Source organism: Sphingomonas sp. NFX23 (genome assembly GCF_049887795.1).
Lineage (GTDB): Bacteria > Pseudomonadota > Alphaproteobacteria > Sphingomonadales > Sphingomonadaceae > Sphingomonas.
Map to the genome: position 1 here is coordinate 59,547 of NZ_JAGEKH010000010.1, position 21,814 is coordinate 81,360.

Sequence of the window (21,814 nt, forward strand, 5' to 3'; positions counted from 1 at the left end):
GCACCTAGCACTCTCAAAGCACCTCCCCGGCGAAGGCCGGGGTCCAGTTGGGCAACGCTGGTGACGAAGGACGGCGCTACGTTACACCGACCTTTCCAACTGGGCTCCGGCCTTCGCCGGGGAGGTCATCTTCTTGGGAGGTCGGTCGCTCCGACTGCGCTCGCCACTGGAGCGGAACCCGAACGACCGCCCCTTCCTCAGAACGTCGTGCTGATGCCCAGCGTGAACACCTGACCCAGGTTATACCGGTTAATGTACACCTTGTTGCCGTTCTCGAACGTCTGGCCCTCGGTGAAGCGCGTCTTGGTGAGGTTGCGTGCCTCTGCCTTCACCTCGAACTTGGCGCCGCGCAGTTCGACACCCTGGCGGGCGACGAGGTCGAGGCGGATGCCGGGCTTCTCGATGATGTCGGGCAGGAAGCCCGTGCCGCCGAGGTTCGATGGGCCGCGGTTGGTTACGCGGTCGCTGGCGTAGTTGAACAACAACGTGATCTGCGACAGCCGCTTGGTGTCCTCCAGCCCGAGCTGGACGTTGACGAGGTGGTCCGACTGGCCGGTGAGCGGCGCGCCGTCGCGGAAGTTACCCGTGGCGGGCGCGAAGCCGGTCTGGCAGCCCGCAACCTTGGTCGTCTGGTCCACCACGTTCGGGACGCAGCTGCCGTCCACGGTGATCGACGACTGCGTATAGGTGTAGTTGGCGATGAACAGCAGGCGGCGTGTCGCGAAGAAATCGCTGCCGAGCGTGTCGAGCGGGACGTATTTCTGGAACTCGACCTCGCCGCCGTACAGCTTGGCCTTGGGCAGGTTGGTGAAGCCCGTCTGGAGACGATCGTCGGCGCCGGTGTAGAAGCCGACCTGTTCGATCGGCTTGTCGATCCGCTTGTAGAACGCGCCGAGCGTGAAGCGCTGATCACGCGCGAAGAACCACTCGTAGCGCGCGTCGAGATTGTAGAGCTTGGTATCCTGCAACAGCGGGTTACCGAAGAACAAGCGATCCGATTCGGGATCGCGGAACTGCTGTGGTGCAAGCTCGCGGAACTGCGGGCGCGAGATCGTCTTCGAGGCGCTCGCACGAAGCTGCATGTCGGGCGCGAAGTTCCAGGTCAGCGTCGAGGCCGGCAGGAAGTAATCGTTCTTCAGACGCGTCGTGGTCGCACCGATTGGGGTAACCCGCTCGTCCGCCGTCTCGTAGCGTACGCCGATCGTCGCGCGGACGCCGTCGGTCGCCTCGGCTTCAGCCTGGACGTAGCCCGCATGGATCCGCAGCGACGCATCATATTGATACGCACCGAGCGGGGTGTTGAACTGCAATTCGAGCGAGTTGAGCGGATCGTTTGTATCGATCGCCAGCAGGTAATCCGGACGGAGCAAATTGTACGGATAGCCCGGCGCGGTGCCGCCACCGCGCGGCGTCTGGTAGTTGAACTGCAGACGCGACGACGTACGCTTCGTATCCGAGTAGAAATAGCCGGTCGACAGCGTCATCGGCCGATCGGTCGACAGCTTGTACGCGGCGTCCGCCTGGCCGCTGTAGAGGTCTTCCTTCAGTTCGCTGAAGATGATCGACGCGAACGGCGAGAAGCGCTGCGTCACCTGGTACGCGCCGTTGCACTGCGCACCGCCGGTCCCGTTCGGATCCTGCACCGTGATCGGCTGGCCGGTCGTGGTGGTGTTCGAGCAGAGATAGTCGAACTGCCGCTCGTACGGCGCATTGCGCTTCGAATTGGCATACGCGCCGCGGACGTCGAGCGTCAGCGCGTCGACGGGCTTGAACGCACCGACCAGCTGGCTCTCGAACAGCTGGCGTTCGAACCAGTTGGTATTCTGCTGGAAACGAAGACCGCTCGAGTTGTTATAGGTGGTCGCCGCCGACCCACGCGCCTGCTTCAGCGTGTCGTGGATATAGACGTTGGTCAGCTTGATGCTGTTCTCGCCGAACTCGTAGCCGACGCCGATCAGCGCGTTGGCGACGATCCGGTTGTCGGTCAGCAGGGTCTGGAAATCGTTGCGGAGCAGACCTTCGTTGGTGACCGAATCCTGCTGCGTGATGCTGCGGGTACGGAAGGTGTTGCTCGCGCTGACCGACGCGATCACGCCGAGCCGGCCCGAACCGATGTCGAACACCGAGCCGCCGCTGATCTCGCCCGAGAAATTGGCGGGGAGCTGGTTGTTGCGCTGGAGCAGCGAAGTCGAGGCGTTGCTGAGCGTCGCGGCCTGCGCGGCCGAGATGTTGCCGGTGCCGCTCGGTGCGTTCTTGATGAAGCTCGGCACCTTGCGCGTGCCGTCGTCGAAGCCGATCCAGTCGGCATCGCCACCATAATAGGTGTAGCCGAGTTCGCTGGTGGTCGCGGTGTCGGCCGAGACCGAGCCGCCGAACGACAGGAAGTTCTTGTCCGGGATTGCCTTGGTCGTGAGGTTGATCACGCCGCCGCCGAACTCGCCGGGATAGTTCACCGAATAGGTCTTCTGGACCAGCGCGGAGCCGACGATCGTGGTCGGGAAGATGTCGAGCGGGACCGAACGGCGCAGCGGCTCGGGGCTTGGCAGTGGCGAGCCATTCAGCAGCGACGACGAGTAGCGATCGCCGAGACCGCGGACATAGACGAAGCCATTGCCGACGATGCTGAGACCGGTAACGCGCGACAGCGCGCCGGCGATGTCGCCTTCGCCGGTACGTGCGATGTCCTCGGTCGACAGGATCGAGACGACCTGCGGGGTCGCGCGGACGAAATTCGGGATGTTGCGGCCAACGACGACGATGTCCTCGCCGCCATTGGGATCATAGCCCGGCGTCGACACTTCGGCCTCTGCTCCGGCTGCTTGTGGCGCAGACACGTCCACCGGCGTCGAGGTCGGACCGGTCTGCGTCGTCGAGGCGGGTGGCGAGGCGGCTGGAGCGGGTGCAGCGCCGCCGGTCTGGGCGAGCACCGCGGGCGCGACCAGCTGCGAGGTCAGGAGAAGTAAGGTGGCATAGCCGAAGCGCGTTTGCATGGCCGAATATCCAGATCAGGGGGTCTATGGGCGAATGCCGGGGTGGTCTTTGGAACCACCCCGGCATCGCTGCTCACATCATCGACTGCGGAGAGCCGACCGGAAGCGTTACCGGCCGTTGCAGTTGAAGTAGACCGAGGTGAAGATCGGCGGGCCCTGGTCCTGCTTCGAGGCATCGGCCGCGCGGATCGTCGAGCGATCGGCCTGGCTGGTTTCCTGCGCGATCAGGTTGAGGCAGGCGACGGTCGCCGGCGACTTCACGATGCCGTTGATGAAGCGCATGTCCGAACCACCGCGCTGGCGGATAGCGGCCGGCGCGAGCGCGGTCTGCACGAACGTGAAGTTCGAATACTGACCGAACGTACGAGGCAGCAGGTCCTCGGCACCGTTCGAGTCGATCTCGGTCGAGAACGAGTCGGCGGTCGCACCCAGCAGGCGCTGTGCGGCGATGATGAACTGCATGAAGCCGCGATAGCCGTTGTCGATATCGTAGCCGTCGTCGTCTGCGCCGGTGACCGCGAAATACTTGATGTTCGTGGTGCCGCCGAAGATCTCGATGCCGTCATCGGCCGAGTTGTGGCTCTGGACGTGATCGATCGTCGTCCCCGAACCGGTGCCGCCGAGCGTCAGGCCCTGCAGCTCGTTGCCGTCGCTGATCGCGATGCCGCTGTAGCGGATCTGGACATACTGCATCGTGCCGCTGTTGTCGGCTGCCGTCGGGCCACCGTAGAAGCGGCCGGTGACGCCTTCGATCGCCTGCTGGCAGGTCGTGCTCGTGCCGCCGGCGTTGTTCGGGCCGGTACCCGTGGCGCAAACCGCGACGGGCGCGCGGCCGAGCAGGATGATCCCGCCCCACTGGCCCTGCGTCGCATCGCTGACGCCGTTGGCGGTCAGGTTCTGCTGCGACGTGAAGATGATCGGCGCGTCGCGCGTACCGACGGCGCTGATCTTCGACCCGCGATTGACGAGCAGGAGATCGGCGGTGACTTCGGTCGAGTCCGCGGCGACGACGACGCCCGGTGCGATCGTCAGCGTCACGCCGGTATCGGCACCGGTCGTGCCGACATCGGCGCCGACTTCGGTCTGGCCACGCAGGCGGTAGAACACGCCAGCGATCTTCGGCAGCGTCAGGCTGGACGTGATGTTGGTCGGCAGGCGGCAGGCGCGGAACGTCTGGACCAGGCCGTCGTCGATCGTGCCGGTCGGGCACGCTGCGGCCGAACCGCCGGCGCCGACGGCAGGAACCGCGGTGCAGCGCGCGGTCGTGCTGCCGCCGAACTCGGCCGACGTGGAGGCGCAGGTCCAGCCCTGGAATGCGGTGTCGGTCGGGCCGTTGAGCGCGCCGACGAAGTTGGTGCTGGCGAAGAACGGGTTGATCAACGACGGGTCGGTCGCGGTCGTGGCGGACGTCGCGGCGGTCGGGTACACGCCGGTCAGGACGTTCGTGCCGCTGACGTTGTTGTTGGTGCCGGCGTTGACGATCGCAAGCTGCTCGTCGGCGCTGATCGTGATCGTGCCGTCCGAGCGGCCGCCCGAAGTCGAGGCGAACTGGGCTGCCGTGATCGCCGATGGGGTCGGCGTCGGGGTGGACGGCGTCGGAGTCGGCGTAGCTGGCGGGGTGATGATCACCGTGCCTGCGCCCGGCGAAGCGACGTCGTCGGCACCGCCGCAAGCGGTGAGTGCGAGGCAGGCCGTGCCGGTCAGCAGGATCGTGCCGAGGCGAGTAAAGCTGGTCATGCGAAGGACTCCCGAGTCGTACCGTTGATTGTTCGGATCGACCCAGGCTCCCCCCTGCCGACCGTGACATGGCGGTTAGGCTGGCCAGATGACGCCGCGATGCGATTTCGATGACGCTTGCATGACTATGATATGACGGTTCGATGACTGTCGATTGGGGTGCCGCTGGCCTGCGGGGTTGAAAACCGCGCTATCGAACACATCTCTTCCGATCCGGCGCGCGATGATTTACAGGCGCTGCCAGAGTCACTGCTCCCAAGACCTCTGGCGCAATCCTGCGTCCGGACGGTCAGACCGATATTACAGGATTATCTCACGACAATGGCCTCTTTCAAGGACCCCAGCTTCCAGGACCGTACGAGCAGCGCAGCCGCCGCCAAGCAGAAGGCGCTCGAAGCGCTGCGTGCCAAGCCGCCGATCGACGAAGCCGTCGTAGCCGAGCGCCTTGCCGCGCGCGAGGCCAAGGAATTGGCCGAGCGCGAGAAGCGCGCTGCGAAGCGCGCTGCAGAGGACGAGGCCAAGGCTGCGAAGAAGGCTGAGGCCGAGGCTGCTGCTGCTAAGAAGCGCGAGGCCGAGGCTAAGGTCGAATTGACCGACGCCGAGAAGAAGGCGATTCGTGACGCTAAGTATGCGGCGCGGAAGAACAAGAAGAAGTGATCTTTGGGCGGTCGTTTGGCCGCCCGCTCTTCACCTGCGCGACTGATTGACTTTTCAGGCCAAGACTTACTACCCCGGCGAAGGCCGGGGCCCAGTTGGCAAGGTCGAGGTAACGAAGCGCAGTCTTCCGTTGGCAACGTCCCCCAACTGGGCCCCGGCCTTCGCCGGGGTGGTGGCTAATGAATGGACGAGCCCTACTAACAAGCGTGTTCTCCCGCAAAGGCGGGAGAACAAGTAGGTTCGGGTGACGGATGTGGTGAAGCGGCCCCCTACTCCGCCTGCTCCCAACCGCCCCCCAGCGCCTTGAACAGCGTCACCGTCAGCTGCCGCAACTGCGCATCGCTTGACACCAGCTGTTCGCGCGCCGTCAGCACGTCCGTCTCCGCGTTCAGTAGCGTCGTCTGCGCCACGAAGCCGGTCCGGTACTGCGATTCCGCCGCCTTCGCGCTGCTCTGCGCATCGACCACCGCGCGCTGCAACGCCGCGTTCCGGCGACGCTCGGCGGCAATCTGCGCGAGCGGATCCTCGACGTCGCGCAGCGCCTGCAACACGGTGGAGCGATAGCGGAGATACGCCTGCTCTCGATCTTCTTCGCGCGACTTCACGGTTGATTTGCGCCGGCCCCAGTCGAGCAGGGGAAATTGCGCCGCGCCGGAGGCGGTCAGCTGAAGGCTGTCGCCCGAGAACAGATTGCCGAGTGCGGTCGAGATCAGCTGGCTCATGCCTGTGAGGCTGAACTTCGGATACATATCCGCAACCGCAACCCCGATATCCGCGGTCGCGGCAGCCAAGTCGCGTTCGGCCGCACGGATATCGGGGCGACGTCGCAACAGTTCCGAAGGCAGGCCAGCCGGAATAGCCGGTACGCCGAGCGGCGCTACCGATCGCGCGGCGAGTTCGGCCATCAGCGTCGCAGGCGGCTCACCGAGCAGGATCGCCAGCGCGTGCATGCGGACATCGACATCGGCGCGGACCGGCTCGGCGCGCGCTTCGGTCGAGGTGATCGAGGCGCGCTGGCGGGTGACGTCGATCGGCGGGACGAGACCTACCTTGGCCGTGTTGCCCGCGATCTCGAGCGCACGACGCTGGCGGACGATCTCGCCCTCGATCGTCACGATCTGCGCCTGATCGAGCCGGAGCGCGAAATACGCCTGCGCGACTTCGGCGGCCAAAGTCACTGCGGCGTCGCGCTTCGACCAGACCGCCGCTTCCGTTCGTGCCCGTGCGCCTTCGGTGCTGCGGCGAACGCCACCGAACAGATCGAGCTCCCAGCTGGCGTCGAAGCCGACGGAATAGGTCGTGATCCCGCTGCCAGGCAGCGCGATGCCGCCGGTCGAGCCGGTGCCGCCTGCCCCCGTGCCGCCGCTGAACGCACGCGCGATCGACGAGAGGCCGGCGTTCTTGCTGAACTCGATATGGCTCGGGCTGGCGCTCGCGTTGACGCTCGGCAACCCCTGCGAGCGCGCGACGATCTCCTGCAACCGCGCCTGGCGCACGCGCGAGGCGGCGATCGCGATGTCGGGATTGCCCTTAAGCGCGCGCTCGACGAGGCCGTCCAGCTGCGGATCGCCGAATGCCGACCACCAGCGCGCTGGATCGACCGTCGTCCCAACTGTGGCCTGCGGACCGACGAACGCCGGCGGCAGCGTCATCTCGGGAGCGATGTAATTCGGGCCGACGGTGCACCCCGCGAGCAGGGCCGCAACCGCAACCACCATGAACCGCGCACGCATCAATGCATCCCTCCCGAGGGGGCGCCGCCGGTCTTGCCGGAGCGCATGAATAGAACCAGTGGCGCGACGACCAGCACGACCACCATCATCGCGCGGAACACGTCGAGGAACGCGAGCATCGTCGCCTGCCGCTGCATCTGGCTGTAGAGAACGGCCAAAGGCGTCGTCGCATCGCCCTGCCCGCCGAACACGCTCGTCGCCTTCTGCATCCAGTCGTTGTAATTCGGATCGAGCGGGTTGAGCGTCTGCGTCAGTTCCGACTGGTGCCGCTGCAATCCGCCCGCGAGCTGCGTCTGCGCGAAGCAGATGCCGATCGTCCCGCCGAGGTTGCGCGAGACGTTGAGCAGGCTCGACGCCTGCGCGGTCTGCGTCTGCTTGAGCCCGACATAGGCGATCGCGTTGATCGGCACGAACAGGAACGGCAGCGCCATCGCCTGGAACAGCCGCGCGAACGCCGCGTCGGAGAACGCGATGTCGGCGGTCAGGTGGCTCATGTTCCAAAGCGCGAACGCCTGTACCAGCAACGCCGGGAACAGCAGGAAGCGAACGTCGACCAGCCCGCTAAGCCGCCCTGCGAACGGCACCATGACGAGCGTCGCGAGACCGCCCGCGGTCAGCGCTAGGCCGGCATCGAGCGAGCTGTAGCCGAGCACCTGTTGCAGCATTTGCGGTATCAGCTGCGTGGTGCCGAACAGGATCATGCCGGTGACGCCCATCACGCCGATCGTCAGCGCGAAGTTGCGGTTCTTCATCAGCTTGAGGTCAATCACCGGGTCCTTGTGGTTGAGCTCCCAGATGACGAGCGTCACCAGCGACACCGCGGCGATGATCGCCGACATGACGATGAAGCCGCTCGAAAACCAATCCTCGCGCTCGCCGCGATCGAAGGTGAGTTCGAGGAAGCCAAGCCCGAGTGCAACCAACGCGACGCCGACATAGTCGATCGTCAAGCCGTTCTTGAAGCGCTCGTCGCGGTCCTTCTTCACCTGGTCCGGCTCGTCGACGAACGTCTCGACCAGGAACCACGCGGCGATGCCGACCGGCACGTTGATCAGGAAGACCCAGTGCCAGCTCGAATATTCGACGATGTAGCCGCCGAGCGTCGGCCCGAGCACGGGGCCGACGACGACGACGATCGCGAAGGCGGCGAACGCCATCCCACGTTGTTTCGGCGGGAAGGTATCGGCAAGGATCGACTGTTCGACCGGCGCCAGGCCACCGCCGCCAATGCCTTGCAGCACGCGGGCGACGACGAGCGTAGCGATATTGGGCGCTAGGCCGCACATCAGCGAGGCGAGCGTGAACAGGGCGATCGACAGCAGGAAATACCGCTTTCGACCGATCGCGTCCGACAGCCAGCCCGAGATCGGGATGACGATCGCGTTGGCGACGAGGTAGCTGGTCAGCACCCAGGTCGCCTGATCGGTGGTGATCGACAGCCCGCCCGAGATATGATCGAGCGCGACGTTGGCGATCGAGGTGTCGAGCACCTCCATGAAGGTCGGAATCGAGATGATCGCAACGATCAGCCACGGGCTGTACTTGCCCGCCGCCGACCGGCTTGGCGACCAGGTATGACCGCCCCCCGCATCGGCTTTTGCAGGAGCTTTCGCCACCTCAGCGGACCTTGACGGTCGGCACCACCGACATGCCGGGACCGATCGGATAGCGCTTCGGATCGGGGCCGTTCTTCGCGTCGAACACGATACGGACTGGGACGCGCTGGACCACCTTCACATAATTGCCGGTCGCGTTCTGCGGGGGCAGCAGGGCGAACGCCTGGCCAGCGCCGCGCTGGATCGAGTCGACATGACCCTTGAAATCGACGCCGGGATACGCATCGACATGAATGTCGACGGGCTGGCCGATCTTCATCAGCGTGAGCTGCGTTTCCTTGAAGTTGGCCGTCACCCACATTGTGTCGGGGACGATCGCCATCAGCTGCGTGCCGGGCGCGACATAGGAGCCGACGTTGACCGAGCGATTGACGACTTGCCCCGCGACCGGCGCAGTCAGGCGGAGATCGCCGATCGTGACGTTTGCCTGGTCGACCTGCGCGCGGCGGGCGTCGATTACCGACTTGGCCGCACCGACCTGCTTCCTGGCGACGCTGATCTGCGCGGTGGCGGTGTCGATCTGCTCGCGGGCGGCGGCGGCATCGGCGGCGGTCTGGCGAGCGGTGGCGCGCGCCTGATCGAGCTGTTGACCGGCGACCGCGCTCGGATCGAGCCGCAGCAACGCCTCGTAGCGCGCGAGATCCTGCTGGGCCTTTACCGCCGCCGCCATCGGGACGCGCGCCTGTGCCGCAGCCTGCTGGCGTTGCGCCTCGGCGGCGGTGACCTGAGCCTGCGCCTGCGCGAACTGTGCGCGGGCCTGCGATTCGTTTGCCTGCGCCTCGGCGACCTGGGCATCGCGACCGGACGCCTTGATGACCGCGAGCAGGCGGCCGGCCTCGACGTGGCGGTTGTCGATGTCCGCGACCTGGACCAGCGTACCCGCGACCTGTGGCGCGAGGCGGACGATATGCGTGTCGACAAACGCGTCGTCGGTCGATTCGAACTGCCGCGCGTGGAGCCAGTAGAGCACGCCGCCGATGATCAGCCCGCCGACGACGATGACGAGGATGATCCAGAACAGCGGCTTCTTGAAGACCGACGGCTTCTTGTCGTCGCCCTCGGCCTTGTCGTCGTCAGACTCGTCCTGCTGGTCGGTATCGGACTGCTGGTCCTCGCCGTTCGGATCGTCCTTGGGATCCTCGTCGTCGTGGTTGGCGTCGGAGTGGTTCGTCTGGTCGGTCATGCCTGGCCCTGTTCTTCAGCACGCATCGAATCGAGAATGGCGTCGATATTGGCGTCGATACGCGCCTTGATATCGAGGATGTCGTTGGGTTCGAGCGTGTCGCGCTCAAGCAGTTTGAGGCAGGTCGCGCGGTTCGCCCGCAGCGTGATGACCTGCCCCATCAAGGTGATCGTCGCGATCCTGCCGGTGCGGATCTCGGCACAGCCGGTGGCGATGCAGACCAGGTCGCTCAGCCTGCGCACCATCTGGCCCATCACGCCGCCATAGATGCGCTCGAACGCCTCGCCCGGCTTCATCTGTTCGCGGAGCACAAACAGCGTCCAGTCGGCGCTTTCGTTGCTCGCCATCTTGTCCGCCAGTCGGCCGAAGATGCGGTGAATCTGGGCGCGGGCTTCGCTGGCGTCGTCCGCTGCGACGTCATGCGACAGTTCGGACGGGTCGCCCAAAACGGCCGTCATGCGCTCGGCGATCCGGTCGGCGGCCGCGAGGTACAAGCCCTCCTTGCCGCCGTAATGATAGGTGATCGAGGACATCGCAGTGCCCGCGGCGGCGGCGATCCCGCGCGTGCTCGCGCCCTCCAGCCCCTTGGTGCCGAATTCGCTGATCGCGATGTCGAGGAGTCGGGACTGGAGCACGAGGGGCGTTTAGTTCGATCGAACGAACCAGCCTAATGAAGAAGCTGTCATGTTGTGTGGAGGAGTGATCAGCAGGTCACGCGGCCTTTCCCCGCGCGCCCGTCATCCTGACGAAAGTCAGGATCCAGAGCCATGGGGTGCGACGCTCGTTACCCTGGATCCTGACTTTCGTCAGGATGACGGATCTTTGGGGGCGAAGCATGCCGCCAGATAATGTTGCCTGCATTGCCAGAAACAGCAACGCCGGCCCCTTCGTGCGAAGGAACCGGCGTAAATCTGGTGGGCGCGGCTGGGATTGAACCAGCGACCCCACCCGTGTGAAGGGTGTGCTCTACCACTGAGCTACGCGCCCGAAACTCGTTCGGAAGCGGGCCTTTAGGCAGACCCCGTCCACCTGTCCAGCCCTATCGGCACCGGTCCTAGTTGACCGCGTCCTTCAGGCCCTTGCCGGCCTTGAACTTCGGCTGGGTCGAGGCCTTGATCGTCATCGGCTCGCCGGTCCGGGGATTGCGGCCGGTCGACGCCTTGCGCTTCGAGATCGAGAACGTGCCGAAACCAACCAGGCGAACCTCGTCGCCCTTCTTGAGCGATGCCTCGATCGCGTCGAACACCGCCTCGACCGCCTTGACTGCGTCGGCCTTTACCAGCCCGGACGTATCGGCGACCGTCGCGATCAGCTCCTGCTTGTTCATATAATCCCCCGGAAAAACTCGAATCGGCCGAGATGGACTCGCGACCGCAATCAGCGCGCAATAATGCGGCGGCCCCGTCTGCTGTCAAACGAAACCGCCGTATTGTCGCTTACGATCCAAACATGGATCAGTGGTGAAGGCCACCCCCGACCGGCGCGATCGGCGCCGGTGGCAATGCCGCCAACTCGTCCGCATCGGTCCACTCGATCGCTTCGAGCGGCTCGGTGAGGGCCAGGCGAAGTACCTCGTCGACATGCGAAACGGGGATAATCTTGAGCCCCGCCTTGATGTTCGCCGGGATCTCCGCGAGGTCCTTCTCGTTCTCGGCCGGGATCAGCACCGTCTCGATGCCCCCGCGCAACGCCGCGAGCAGCTTCTCCTTGAGGCCACCGATCGGCAGCACGCGACCACGCAGCGTCACCTCGCCGGTCATCGCCACCTCGCGCCGGATCGGCACGCCGGTCAACGTCGAGACGATCGACGTGACCATGCCGATACCCGCCGACGGACCATCCTTCGGCACCGCACCCTCGGGCAGATGGATATGGATATCCTTCCGCGCAAACAGGCTCGGCTTGATCCCGTAGCTCGGCGCACGCGCCTTCACATAGCTGAACGCGGTCTCGATCGACTCCTTCATCACGTCGCCGAGCGTACCGGTGAGCTTGGCTTGCCCCTTGCCCGCGACGGTCACGCTCTCGATCGTGAGCAACTCGCCGCCGACTTCGGTCCAGGCGAGGCCGGTGACCGCGCCGATCTGGTTCTCGGTCTCGCCGAGGCCATGGCGATACTTCTGCACGCCGGCATATTCGCCGATGTTCTCGGGCGTGATCGTGACGCTGGTGGTCTTGTTCTCGAGGATCTGGCGCAGCGCCTTGCGGCACAGCTTGGCGATCTCGCGCTCCAGCGTACGCACGCCGGCCTCGCGCGTGTATTGCTGGATGAGCGTACGAAGCCCTTCCTGCGTCAGCGTGAACTCACCCGGCTTCAGGCCGTGTGCCTCGATCTGCTTCTCGACAAGATGGCGCTCGGCGATCTCGACCTTCTCATCCTCGGTATAACCCTCCAGACGGATGATCTCCATGCGGTCGAGCAGCGCCTGCGGCAGGTTGAGCGAGTTGGCGGTGCAGACGAACATCACGTCCGACAGGTCTATATCGACTTCCAGATAATGATCCTGGAACTTGCCGTTCTGCTCCGGGTCGAGCACCTCGAGCAGCGCCGACGCCGGATCGCCGCGGAAATCCTGGCCGAGCTTGTCGATCTCGTCGAGCAGGAACAGCGGGTTCGACGTGCCGGCCTTCTTCAGGTTCGTCACGATCTTGCCCGGCAGCGAGCCGATGTACGTACGGCGATGGCCGCGAATCTCCGCTTCGTCACGCACGCCGCCGAGCGACTGGCGGATAAACTCGCGCCCGGTCGCCTTGGCGATCGACTTGCCGAGCGAGGTCTTGCCGACACCCGGAGGGCCGACGAGGCACAGGATCGGGCCCTTCAGCTTGTTGGTGCGCGCCTGCACGGCGAGATACTCGACGATCCGGTCCTTGACCTTCTCGAGCGCGTAATGATCCTCGTCCAGCGTCACCTGCGCGGCGGCGATGTCCTTCTTGATCTTCGACTTCTTGCCCCATGGGAGCCCGAGCAGCACGTCTAGATAATTGCGCACGACGGTCGCCTCGGCGCTCATCGGCGCCATCGTCTTGAGCTTCTTCAGCTCGGACGTCGCCTTGCCACGGGCTTCCTTGCTCATCTTGAGCGTCGCAATCTTCTGCGTCAGCTCGGCGATCTCGTCGCCTTCGCCCTCGCCGTCCTCGTTGCCGAGTTCGCGCTGGATCGCCTTCAACTGCTCGTTGAGGTAATATTCGCGCTGCGTCTTCTCCATCTGGCGCTTGACGCGGCTCTTGATCTTCTTCTCGACCTGAAGGACGCCCAGCTCGCCCTCCATCGCCGCGAACGCCATTTCGAGACGCTTCGACGGATTGGTTTCGAGCAGGATCGCCTGCTTCTCGGCGACCTTGATCTGGACGTTGGCGATCACCGCGTCGGAAAGCTTCGACGCGTCCTCGATCTCGGACAGCTGCACCGAGGTTTCCGACGAGAGCTTGCGGTTGAGCTTAGCGTAGTTCTCGAACTGGTCGACCACCGATCGCATCAGCGCGATGAGCTCGGGCCCTTCCACCTCGGCATCGGCGACCGGTTCGACCGTGGCCGTGAGGTACTCGCCCGACTCGTCCAAGGTCTCCAAAGTCGCGCGGCCCTTGCCCTCGACCAGCACGCGCACGGTGCCGTCGGGGAGCTTCAGAAGCTGGAGCACGGTCGCGGTGACGCCCATCGAATACAGATCGTCGCGCGAGGGATCGTCCTCTGCGGGATCGACCTGCGCGACGAGATATATCTCCTTGTCCGCCGCCATGGCCGCTTCGAGCGCGGCAACGGACTTATCGCGGCCGACGAACAGCGGCACGATCATGTGCGGGAACACGACGATGTCGCGAAGGGGAAGGACGGGGTACTGGGTCATGAACGCTCCGGTAGGTGCCTGCATGGGGGCATAATCTACAGCTTATATGGTGAGGATGAACCGTCCATCAATTGGTTGGCGGTGGTTAGGGGTTTTCGCGCGTTCCCCGAAGCCCCGCCGTTCTCCTGCGAACGCAGGAGTCCAGGGTAACGGGCGGCGGTTTGAGTGATCCTGGGCTCCTGCGTTCGCAGGAGAACGGCGGTGGCGGATCGCACTTGTGCGCGAGCCGCCCAGGCGCGAGAACGCGGCATGATTTCGCGTTTTCTCCTCGCCGCCAGCGCCACCGTGCTTCTCGCCGCCGCCCCGCTCCCCAAGAAGGGCGAGCCTGCGATTACCGCGCAGACGCAGCGGTCTGGTGGCGTACTGACACCCGAGCAGACCGCACTCCAGTTCGACAGCGCGGACCTGGCGTTCGAAGTGCTGCCCGAGACGGAGAGCTTGAACGGCGTGGCTACGCTGGTCTTTACGGCGAAGGCCCCCCTCACCCGCCTGCCGATCGACCTCGACCGCAACCTGCCGGTCAGCAAGATCGCGATCGACGGCGTGCCGCTCGCTCCGTCGGCCTGGAGCAATCCCGAGGGACGGCTGACCATCACGTTGCCCAAGCCCGTCCCCGCTGGCGGGAAGGTCACCGCGAAGATCATCTATGGCGGGACGCCACACGTCGCGGTGAAGGCGCCATGGGACGACGGGATGGTCTGGTCGAAGACGCCGGATGGCCGCACCTGGTTTGCGACGACCGCGGAAGGCTATGGCTGCGACCTGTTCTGGCCGTGCCTGGATTTCCCGACCGGCGAGCCCGCGCTGGTGACGCTGCACATCACCGTGCCCAAGGGTCTGAAGGCGCCTTCCAACGGCGTGCTGCTCGGCGTCGACACGCTGGCGGACGGGCGGACGACGTGGAACTGGCGGGCCAAGCATCCCAATACCTATGGTATCGCGCTGAACGTCGGGCCGTATGAGGAGATCAGCGGTACCTACAAGAGCCGCTTCGGCAACAGCATCCCGATGTATTACTGGTACCTGCCAGGCGAAAAGCTGCAGGCGGAAAAGCTGTTCGCCGAGTTCGCGCCGACGCTCGACTTCTTCGAGCGCATGATCGGCCCTTACCCGTTCGGCGACGAGAAGGTCGGCGTGGTCGAGACGCCGCACAAAGGCATGGAGCACCAGACGATCAACGCGTACGGCAACGAATATGCCAAGGCGCCCGAGGGGTTCGACTGGCTGTTCCAGCACGAGTTCGCGCATGAGTGGTTCGGCAACCAGCTGACCGCCGCCAACTGGGACGATTACTGGCTGCACGAGGGCTATGGCACGTACATGCAGCCGCTCTACGGCCAGTGGCGCGAGGGGCGTGCGCGGTACGCGACGATCATGCAGACCGAGCGCGCGTCGATCATGAACCTCAAGCCGATCACGCAGCAGCGCGTCACCACCGAGGAGGAGGTGTACGAACTCGACAAGGGCGGTGCGGGGCAGGACATCTACTACAAGGGCTCGTGGATGCTCCACACGCTGCGCGCGCTGATCGGCGACAAGGCGTTCTTCGATGTGACGCGGCTGGCGGTATATGGGCGCGCGGATCCGAAGCCGGGGAATTTCGCGCCGCGGTTCGGGTCGACGAAGGAATATGAAGCGCTCGTCCGGAAGGTGACGGGGAAGGACTATAAATGGTTCTTCGACGTGTATCTTCGGCAGGCCGCGCTTCCTGAACTGGTTGAGACGCGGACGAGAAATACGCTGGGCTTAGTTTGGAAAGTGCCGGGGAACGGCCCGTTCCCCCTTCCGGTGGAGGTGCAGATCGATGGGAAGACGCGGACTTTGCCGATGACTGGGGGGAAGGCGAGCTTGTCGGTCCCGGCCGGCGCGCATGTTGTGATCGACCCGGATGCGCTGGTCCTGCGTCGGAGTATCGCACTGGAAGACGTGGCCGCCTGGAAAGCCGCGCAAGCTGCGAAGGCCAAGTCCCAATGACCTTTCCACCGTTCCGCCGCGAAGGCGGGGGCCCAGGGTCCCAGGAGACGACGCTCGTGACTCCTGGACTCCTGCGTGCGCAGGAGAACATCTGGGCGTCTCGCGCGGCGGAGATGGCGGCGATCTTCATGGTCGGCGACGGCTTGATCGGCTTGCTCCAACCCAGCCGCCACGTCGATCTCTGGAAAGACGATGCGCTCGGGACCGAAAAACTGGTGAAGCCCTTCGTCGACCGGCCGGGCCGCCGTCGCCTCTACGCCGTCGTGCAGATTGCCGCCGGTCTCGCCTTGGCTGCACGTCAGAAGCGATGACCCTGCCGCGGTGGCCCCTGCTGGCGCTGGCGCTCGCCGGCTGCGGTTCGAACTCCGACACCGGCACGATCAGCCAGATCGCCAGCGGCGAACGTGTCTTCCGCCGCTGCACCGCGTGCCATACGATCGGGCAATATGCCGGCGATACCGACGGCCCGAACCTCTACGGCGTTATGGGCGGCCCGATCGGCGAGCGGCGCCCGCGCTTCTCCTACACCGCCGGGCTGAAGGCGCTTGGTGGCAACTGGGACGCCAAGCGTATGGACGTTTGGCTCACCAACCCGCGCAAGATGGTGCCCGGCACGACGATGGCGTTTGCGGGCCTCCCCGATCCGAAGGACCGCGCCGACGTCATCGCCTATCTGTCTACGCAGGGCCCCTGAGCTTACGGCACCACCGTCGTGAACAGATAGGCCGCGAAGATCACGAGGTGGACGACACCTTGCAACACCGTCGTCCGCCCGGTGCCGAGCGACAGCGTCGCGACGAACAGCGACAACGCGAGCAGCGTCATGCTCTTCGCGTCGATGCCGAGCGCAATCGGCAGGTCGAGGACCAGCGACACGATCGCGACGCTTGGGATCGTTAGCCCGATCGTCGCCAGCGCGGAGCCAAGTGCGAGGTTGAGGCTCGTCTGCAACCGGTTGCGGCGCGCCGACTTGTAAGCAGCCAGGCTCTCAGGCGCGAGCACCAGCGCGGCGATCACCACGCCGACCACGGTAAGCGGCAGCCCGGCACCGAGCACCGCTGCCTCAATCGTCGGCGACAGCGTCTTCGCGAGGAGCACGACCGAGACTAGCGCGACGAGCAGCGCAGCGAAGGCGATGCCCGTCGCGCGGCCCGATGGCGGCGCAGCGTGATCGTCCTTGTCGTCGGTCGACGGCAGGAAATAATCGCGGTGGCGCACCGTCTGTACCAGCACGAACGTGCCGTAGAGGATCAACGATACGACCGCGACGAACATCAACTGCGATGCCGCGTAGGTCGGGCCCTGTGTCGACGACGTATAGTTGGGCAGGATCAGCGACAGCACCGCCATCGCCGCGAGCACGCCGAGGGCCGCCGTCATGCCCTTCAGCGTGAACCGCTGCTCATGATGCCGCACCGCGCCCGCGAGCAGGCAGATGCCGATGATGAAGTTGAGGATGATCATGATCGCCGCGAACACCGTGTCGCGCGCGAGCGTGGTGGCGTCGCCGGCGTTGGAGAGCATCAGCGAGACGATCAGCGAGACCTCGATCACGGTGACCGCGATCGCGAGGACGAGGGTGCCGAACGGCTCGCCAACCTTGTGCGCGATTACTTCGGCGTGGTGGACGGCGGCGAGCACGCTGCCGATCAGGACGATGACGGCCGCCGCGGTGCCGAGCGTGCCCATCTTGGCGAGTCCGACGAGGACGGCGATGAGGCCAAGGCCCGGCGCGATCAGCGTCCAGATCGGGAGCGCGAGGCGGTCGGGCATCGTCTCCACAATTTCTTCACTCGGTCGGTCGGCCACTTCGATCGTCATGCATGCTCCCTCGTTCCACTTGGTCAACGAATGCGTGAGGGCCGATAAGGGTCCGAGTCGGGGCGATTGCGGGGCGGTAAGGATCGGCTAGGTTGCAGCGATGTTGGCTTGCGATCTCCGCGAAACGCTCGTCATGACCGCCGGTGCGATGCGGGATGCTCACGACCCGTGGTGGGTCATTTCCAGCGCGGCGGTGGCGCTTCACGGCGTGACGCCGATCGAGGTCGGCGACGTCGATGTGCTGATGAGCGTGGGCGATGCTCGGCGAATGATGGACAGGCTTGGCGTCGTACCGATCGAGGATGGCGCGAGTTTGTTGTTCCGGTCGACGCTGTTCGGGCGGTGGACGATGCCGCCTTTGGTCGTCGAGATCATGGCGGGGTTTCATGTTGCGACGAGCGCGGGTTGGGCGGAGGTGCTGCCTCGGACGCGCGTGCCGATTTTTGTGGATGAGCGCGTGGTTTATGTGCCTGACCGTGCTGAATTGGCCGAGATGCTCAGGCTGTTCGGACGTCCAAAGGATTTGGAACGCGTTCGGCTTTTGACCTCATAGATTTAGCACCCGAGCCGTCCGCGCTGTTTCTACGGCGCAGTCGCCGTGGGGCGTTTCCCAATTCCAGTTGGGAGAGGGTGAGACGTCGGAGACCGCGGTGGGTCAGGACGCGACGGTTGATACGGATGCGCTGCCCTACCCTTCCCCGTCATCCTGACGAAAGTCAGGATCCAGGGTTACGGCGGGCTGATCCTCGTGGTTCTGGATCCTGACTTTCGTCAGGATGACGGACGGGGGTTTTCGCGCGTATGCCCCAAATAAAAAAAGGGCGCCGATCGCTCGACGCCCTTTCCCGTATTCCCAAACCGATCAGCGCTTACGCAGCGTCGCCAGTCTTCTTCTTCTCCGCATAAACGCGGATCGGTTCCTTGCGGCCTTCGATCACGTCCTTGTCGATCATCACCTCGTCGACGCCGTCCATGCCAGGCAGGTCGAACATCGTGTCGAGCAGGATGCTCTCCAGGATCGAGCGAAGACCGCGCGCGCCAGTCTTGCGTTCAATGCCCTTCTTGGCGACCGACACAAGCGCATCGTCGGTAAAGCCGAGCGCGACGTCCTCCATCTCGAACAGCTTCTGGTATTGCTTGACCAGCGCGTTCTTCGGCTCCTTCAGGATCTTCACCAGCGCGTCGACATCGAGATCCTCGAGCGTCGCGATCACTGGCAAGCGGCCGACGAACTCGGGGATAAGCCCGAACTTCAGCAGATCCTCCGGCTCGACCGACTTCAGCGTCTCGCCCGTCTTGCGCTCGTCCGGCCCTGCGACATACGCGCCGAAGCCGATCGACTTGCCCTGGAGGCGGTCGCCGATGATCTTCTCGAGACCCGAGAACGCACCGCCGCAGATGAACAGGATGTTGGTCGTATCCACCTGCAAGAATTCCTGCTGCGGATGTTTCCGCCCACCCTGCGGAGGAACCGACGCGGTCGTGCCTTCCATCAGCTTGAGCAACGCCTGCTGCACGCCCTCGCCCGACACGTCGCGCGTGATCGAGGGGTTCTCGGCCTTGCGCGAAATCTTGTCGATCTCATCGATATAGACGATCCCGCGCTGCGCCCGCTCGACATTGTAGTCGGACGCCTGGAGCAGCTTGAGGATGATGTTCTCGACGTCTTCGCCGACGTAACCCGCCTCGGTCAGCGTCGTCGCATCGGCCATCGTGAACGGCACGTCGAGGATGCGGGCGAGCGTCTGTGCCAGCAAGGTCTTGCCGCAACCGGTCGGCCCGACGAGCAGGATGTTCGACTTGGACAGCTCGACATCGGCACCCTTGGCGCCGTGGTTGAGCCGCTTGTAGTGATTGTGCACCGCCACCGACAGCACGCGCTTGGCGCGCTTCTGGCCGATTACGTAATCGTCGAGGACGTCGCAGATCTCCTGCGGAGTCGGCACGCCGCCGTCCTTCTTGGACACCAGCGCCGACTTCGTCTCCTCACGGATGATGTCGTTGCATAGCTCGACGCACTCGTCGCAGATGAAGACCGTCGGCCCGGCGATCAACTTGCGGACCTCGTGCTGCGACTTCCCGCAGAACGAGCAATAGAGGGTGCTCTTCGAGTCGCCACCGCTCAGCTTCGTCATTCAATCACCTCTCGCGCATGTCGGTGCACGTGCCGTTTCCGGGGCCGCTACCGTAACGCACCCCGGAGTTCCTACAATCAAATAAACCGGCGGGGTTTACGATTCGCCCCATGCCAGTGTCGCTTAGGCCGGTTTCGCACCATCCTCGGATACCGCCGGACGCTTGTCGAACACTTCGTCGATCAGCCCGAAATCCTTCGCTTCGTTCGCTTCGAGGAACGTATCGCGGTCCATCCGGCGCTCGATCTCTTCGATCGGCTGGCCGGTATACTGCGAATACAGCTCGTTCATGCGCTTGCGGATGCGCAGGATCTCGCGCGCCTGGATCTCGATGTCGCTGGCCATGCCCTGTGCACCACCCGATGGCTGATGGATCATGATGCGTGCGTTGGTCATCGCGACGCGCATGCCGGGCTCGCCGCTCGCGAGCAGAAAGCTGCCCATCGACGCGGCCTGGCCGATGCAGACGGTGCCGACGCGCGGACGGATGTACCGCATCGTGTCGTGGATCGCCATGCCCGCCGTGACGACACCGCCCGGCGAGTTGATGTACATGAAGATGTCCTTCTTCGGGTTCTCGGACTCGAGGAAGAGTAGCTGTGCGGTGATCAGCGAGGCCATGCCGTCCTCGACGCCGCCGGTCACGAAGATGATGCGCTCGCGGAGCAGGCGCGAGAAGATGTCGAACGAACGCTCGCCGCGGTTCGACTGCTCGATGACGATGGGAACCAGGCCTGCTTGCGTCTGCTGCAGGCCGAGCCCGGCGCTGGCCAACGGGCTCGCGAAATCGCCGGTCTCGAACGGATTGTGCATGGAAATCTCTCTTATGCCCCAGTGAACCGCTAACATCGGCGGTCCGAGAGGGGAGTTCAAGCCCTGCTTAACCCCTCGCCCCTCCGGGGGGAGGGAGGGGCCCGCCCGCACTTGCGGGTGGGAGGGTGAGGGGTGGTGGGGATCCGCCAACCGCCCCTCACCCTCCCGTCGCCGAGTGGCTCCTCCTTCCCTCTCCCCGTAGGGGCGAGGGAGTCAGATGCCTGGGGCGGGATAGGCCAGGTACGCGAGGCGGCGGACTTCTCGGCGGCCGCGAACGACCGTGTCGAGGATCAGACCGGTGAAGACGTTGAGCGCGGCGAAGATGCCGAGGCCGGTGATCAAGATCGCGGTCGGGAAGCGGGGGACCTGGTGGATCTCGATGTACGTCAGCACCAGCGGGATGCCGAGGATCAGCGCGAGCAGGCCGAACACGCTGCCGATCGCGCCGAAGAACCAGAGCGGGCGCTCGATCCGGTAGAGCGTCATGATCGTGCGGAGGATGCGCCAGCCGTCGCCGTACGTGCTGAGCTTCGATTCGGAGCCTTCGGGACGCGCGTAATAGGGCGTCTCGACCTCACCGATCGGCATTTTCAGTTCGAGCGCGTGGACGCTGATCTCGGTCTCGATCTCGAACCCGGCGGAGAGCGACGGGAAACTCTTCACGAACCGGCGCGAGAAGACGCGGTAGCCCGAGAGGATGTCGGTGAAGCTGCGGCCGAACAGGCGGGCGAGCATGCCGGTTAGCAGCGCGTTGCCGAAGCGGTGGCCGCGGCGGTAGCTTTCCTGGACCTGGCTGATGCGGGAGCCGACGACCATGTCGAGCTGCTCGTCGAGAACGCGAGCGACCAGATTTGGGGCGGAAGCCGCGTCGTAGGTCGCGTCGCCGTCGGCCATTACGTAGATGTCCGCGTCGATGTCGGCGAACATGCGGCGGACGACTGCGCCCTTGCCCTGGATGCGTTCGGTGCGGACGACCGCACCGGCAGCGCGGGCGACCTCGATCGTGCGATCGGCGCTGTTGTTGTCGTAGACGTAGATGGTGGCGCCGGGCAGCGCGTCGCGGAAGCCCGCAATCGTCTGCGCGATCGCGGCTTCCTCGTTGTAGCACGGGAGCAGGACGGCGGTTCTTGGTTCGGTCATGGCCTGCCCTGCCCAGCGAAGTTCAAAACGGTATTATCGGCCACCGAACCACCTTCGAAACGCACTTCCCCGGCGAAGGCCGGGGCCCAATTGGGAAAGGTCCATAACGAAGCGTTGCGCGCCGTTACAGCTACCTTTCTAATTGGACCCCGGCCTCCGCCGGGGAG

Annotated in this window: 17 protein-coding genes and 1 tRNA gene; 5 read left to right on the forward strand and 13 right to left on the reverse strand. The window is 64.9% G+C overall.

Features of this window, described 5'->3' with window-relative positions; translation table 11 throughout:
- Positions 1 to 197 precede the first annotated feature (197 nt).
- Entirely contained in the window at positions 198 to 2,990 is a 2,793-nt protein-coding gene (locus J4O76_RS22110) for a TonB-dependent receptor domain-containing protein (protein WP_426284261.1), read from the reverse strand.
- Between the two features lie 108 nt (positions 2,991 to 3,098).
- Complete coding sequence (locus J4O76_RS22115) at positions 3,099 to 4,727, reverse strand: hypothetical protein (protein WP_426284263.1); 1,629 nt, start codon at positions 4,725 to 4,727, stop codon at positions 3,099 to 3,101.
- 321 nt (positions 4,728 to 5,048) lie between these two features.
- Between J4O76_RS22115 and J4O76_RS22120 the strand changes: the two genes are divergently transcribed.
- Positions 5,049 to 5,384 (forward strand): DUF6481 family protein, encoded by a 336-nt coding sequence (locus J4O76_RS22120; RefSeq protein WP_056058003.1) that lies wholly within the window; start codon positions 5,049 to 5,051, stop codon positions 5,382 to 5,384.
- 269 nt (positions 5,385 to 5,653) lie between these two features.
- On the opposite strand, the gene J4O76_RS22125 is transcribed toward J4O76_RS22120, so the two are convergent.
- The 7 genes from J4O76_RS22125 to lon all read right to left on the reverse strand — a co-directional run bounded on the left by J4O76_RS22125 (position 5,654) and on the right by lon (position 13,764).
- The gene (locus J4O76_RS22125) at positions 5,654 to 7,117 is read right to left on the reverse strand and encodes an efflux transporter outer membrane subunit (RefSeq protein ID WP_426284265.1); all 1,464 of its coding nucleotides are present in this window, start codon (positions 7,115 to 7,117) and stop codon (positions 5,654 to 5,656) included.
- The gene (locus tag J4O76_RS22130; RefSeq protein WP_426284267.1) at positions 7,117 to 8,733 is read right to left on the reverse strand and encodes a DHA2 family efflux MFS transporter permease subunit; all 1,617 of its coding nucleotides are present in this window, start codon (positions 8,731 to 8,733) and stop codon (positions 7,117 to 7,119) included. Before J4O76_RS22130 ends, J4O76_RS22125 begins: the two co-directional genes overlap by 1 nt.
- Before the next feature lies 1 nt (position 8,734).
- Complete coding sequence (locus J4O76_RS22135; protein ID WP_426284268.1) at positions 8,735 to 9,916, reverse strand: HlyD family secretion protein; 1,182 nt, start codon at positions 9,914 to 9,916, stop codon at positions 8,735 to 8,737.
- Positions 9,913 to 10,551 (reverse strand): CerR family C-terminal domain-containing protein, encoded by a 639-nt coding sequence (locus J4O76_RS22140; protein ID WP_120299981.1) that lies wholly within the window; start codon positions 10,549 to 10,551, stop codon positions 9,913 to 9,915. Before J4O76_RS22140 ends, J4O76_RS22135 begins: the two co-directional genes overlap by 4 nt.
- A gap of 277 nt (positions 10,552 to 10,828) precedes the next feature.
- Positions 10,829 to 10,903, reverse strand: a tRNA-Val gene (locus tag J4O76_RS22145).
- A gap of 67 nt (positions 10,904 to 10,970) precedes the next feature.
- Positions 10,971 to 11,267 carry an HU family DNA-binding protein gene (locus J4O76_RS22150; RefSeq protein ID WP_268795398.1) on the reverse strand — a complete coding sequence of 99 codons (297 nt, stop codon included), beginning with the start codon at positions 11,265 to 11,267 and terminating at the stop codon, positions 10,971 to 10,973.
- Positions 11,268 to 11,370: 103 nt separating this feature from the next.
- A complete protein-coding gene (gene lon / locus J4O76_RS22155) occupies positions 11,371 to 13,764 on the reverse strand; it encodes an endopeptidase La (protein ID WP_120300468.1) in 2,394 nt (797 codons plus the stop codon).
- Between the two features lie 249 nt (positions 13,765 to 14,013).
- Between lon and J4O76_RS22160 the strand changes: the two genes are divergently transcribed.
- From J4O76_RS22160 to J4O76_RS22170, 3 genes are read left to right on the forward strand one after another with little or no spacing between them, the layout of a single operon-like run.
- The gene (locus J4O76_RS22160) at positions 14,014 to 15,738 is read left to right on the forward strand and encodes a M1 family metallopeptidase (protein ID WP_426284271.1); all 1,725 of its coding nucleotides are present in this window, start codon (positions 14,014 to 14,016) and stop codon (positions 15,736 to 15,738) included.
- Between the two features lie 56 nt (positions 15,739 to 15,794).
- Positions 15,795 to 16,049, forward strand: a complete 255-nt coding sequence (locus J4O76_RS22165) for a hypothetical protein (RefSeq protein ID WP_426284273.1) — start codon at positions 15,795 to 15,797, stop codon at positions 16,047 to 16,049.
- Entirely contained in the window at positions 16,046 to 16,432 is a 387-nt protein-coding gene (locus tag J4O76_RS22170; RefSeq protein ID WP_426284274.1) for a c-type cytochrome, read from the forward strand. The genes J4O76_RS22165 and J4O76_RS22170 overlap by 4 nt, the downstream gene beginning before the upstream one ends.
- 2 nt (positions 16,433 to 16,434) lie before the next feature.
- Here the strand turns inward: J4O76_RS22170 and J4O76_RS22175 are convergent, their stop codons facing one another.
- A complete protein-coding gene (locus tag J4O76_RS22175) occupies positions 16,435 to 17,559 on the reverse strand; it encodes a calcium:proton antiporter (protein WP_426284276.1) in 1,125 nt (374 codons plus the stop codon).
- 100 nt (positions 17,560 to 17,659) lie between these two features.
- Here J4O76_RS22175 and J4O76_RS22180 point away from each other — a divergent pair, with 100 nt between their 5' ends.
- Positions 17,660 to 18,112 carry a hypothetical protein gene (locus J4O76_RS22180; RefSeq protein WP_426284277.1) on the forward strand — a complete coding sequence of 151 codons (453 nt, stop codon included), beginning with the start codon at positions 17,660 to 17,662 and terminating at the stop codon, positions 18,110 to 18,112.
- 316 nt (positions 18,113 to 18,428) lie between these two features.
- Here J4O76_RS22180 and clpX read toward each other — a convergent pair whose 3' ends face one another.
- The 3 genes from clpX to J4O76_RS22195 form a co-directional block, all read right to left on the reverse strand.
- Complete coding sequence (gene clpX / locus J4O76_RS22185) at positions 18,429 to 19,694, reverse strand: ATP-dependent Clp protease ATP-binding subunit ClpX (RefSeq protein WP_056048170.1); 1,266 nt, start codon at positions 19,692 to 19,694, stop codon at positions 18,429 to 18,431.
- Positions 19,695 to 19,817: 123 nt separating this feature from the next.
- Complete coding sequence (locus J4O76_RS22190) at positions 19,818 to 20,507, reverse strand: ATP-dependent Clp protease proteolytic subunit (RefSeq protein ID WP_107954964.1); 690 nt, start codon at positions 20,505 to 20,507, stop codon at positions 19,818 to 19,820.
- 213 nt (positions 20,508 to 20,720) lie between these two features.
- Positions 20,721 to 21,647, reverse strand: coding sequence for a glycosyltransferase family 2 protein (locus J4O76_RS22195; protein ID WP_426284279.1), 927 nt, complete (start codon positions 21,645 to 21,647; stop codon positions 20,721 to 20,723).
- Between the last annotated feature and the right edge of the window lie 167 nt (positions 21,648 to 21,814).

Excerpts from the sequence above, each read along its gene's own strand:
- J4O76_RS22190 (WP_107954964.1), bottom strand. The coding sequence starts at position 20,507 with ATGCACAATCCGTTCGAGACCGGCGATTTCGCGAGCCCGTTGGCCAGC.
- J4O76_RS22195 (WP_426284279.1), bottom strand. The coding sequence starts at position 21,647 with ATGACCGAACCAAGAACCGCCGTCCTGCTCCCGTGCTACAACGAGGAA.
- clpX (WP_056048170.1), bottom strand. The coding sequence starts at position 19,694 with ATGACGAAGCTGAGCGGTGGCGACTCGAAGAGCACCCTCTATTGCTCG.
- J4O76_RS22180 (WP_426284277.1), top strand. The coding sequence starts at position 17,660 with ATGTTGGCTTGCGATCTCCGCGAAACGCTCGTCATGACCGCCGGTGCG.
- J4O76_RS22120 (WP_056058003.1), top strand. The coding sequence starts at position 5,049 with ATGGCCTCTTTCAAGGACCCCAGCTTCCAGGACCGTACGAGCAGCGCA.
- J4O76_RS22135 (WP_426284268.1), bottom strand. The coding sequence starts at position 9,916 with ATGACCGACCAGACGAACCACTCCGACGCCAACCACGACGACGAGGAT.
- J4O76_RS22160 (WP_426284271.1), top strand. The coding sequence starts at position 14,014 with ATGATTTCGCGTTTTCTCCTCGCCGCCAGCGCCACCGTGCTTCTCGCC.
- J4O76_RS22125 (WP_426284265.1), bottom strand. The coding sequence starts at position 7,117 with ATGCGTGCGCGGTTCATGGTGGTTGCGGTTGCGGCCCTGCTCGCGGGG.
- J4O76_RS22115 (WP_426284263.1), bottom strand. The coding sequence starts at position 4,727 with ATGACCAGCTTTACTCGCCTCGGCACGATCCTGCTGACCGGCACGGCC.
- J4O76_RS22110 (WP_426284261.1), bottom strand. The coding sequence starts at position 2,990 with ATGCAAACGCGCTTCGGCTATGCCACCTTACTTCTCCTGACCTCGCAG.
- J4O76_RS22175 (WP_426284276.1), bottom strand. The coding sequence starts at position 17,559 with ATGACGATCGAAGTGGCCGACCGACCGAGTGAAGAAATTGTGGAGACG.
- lon (WP_120300468.1), bottom strand. The coding sequence starts at position 13,764 with ATGACCCAGTACCCCGTCCTTCCCCTTCGCGACATCGTCGTGTTCCCG.
- J4O76_RS22170 (WP_426284274.1), top strand. The coding sequence starts at position 16,046 with ATGACCCTGCCGCGGTGGCCCCTGCTGGCGCTGGCGCTCGCCGGCTGC.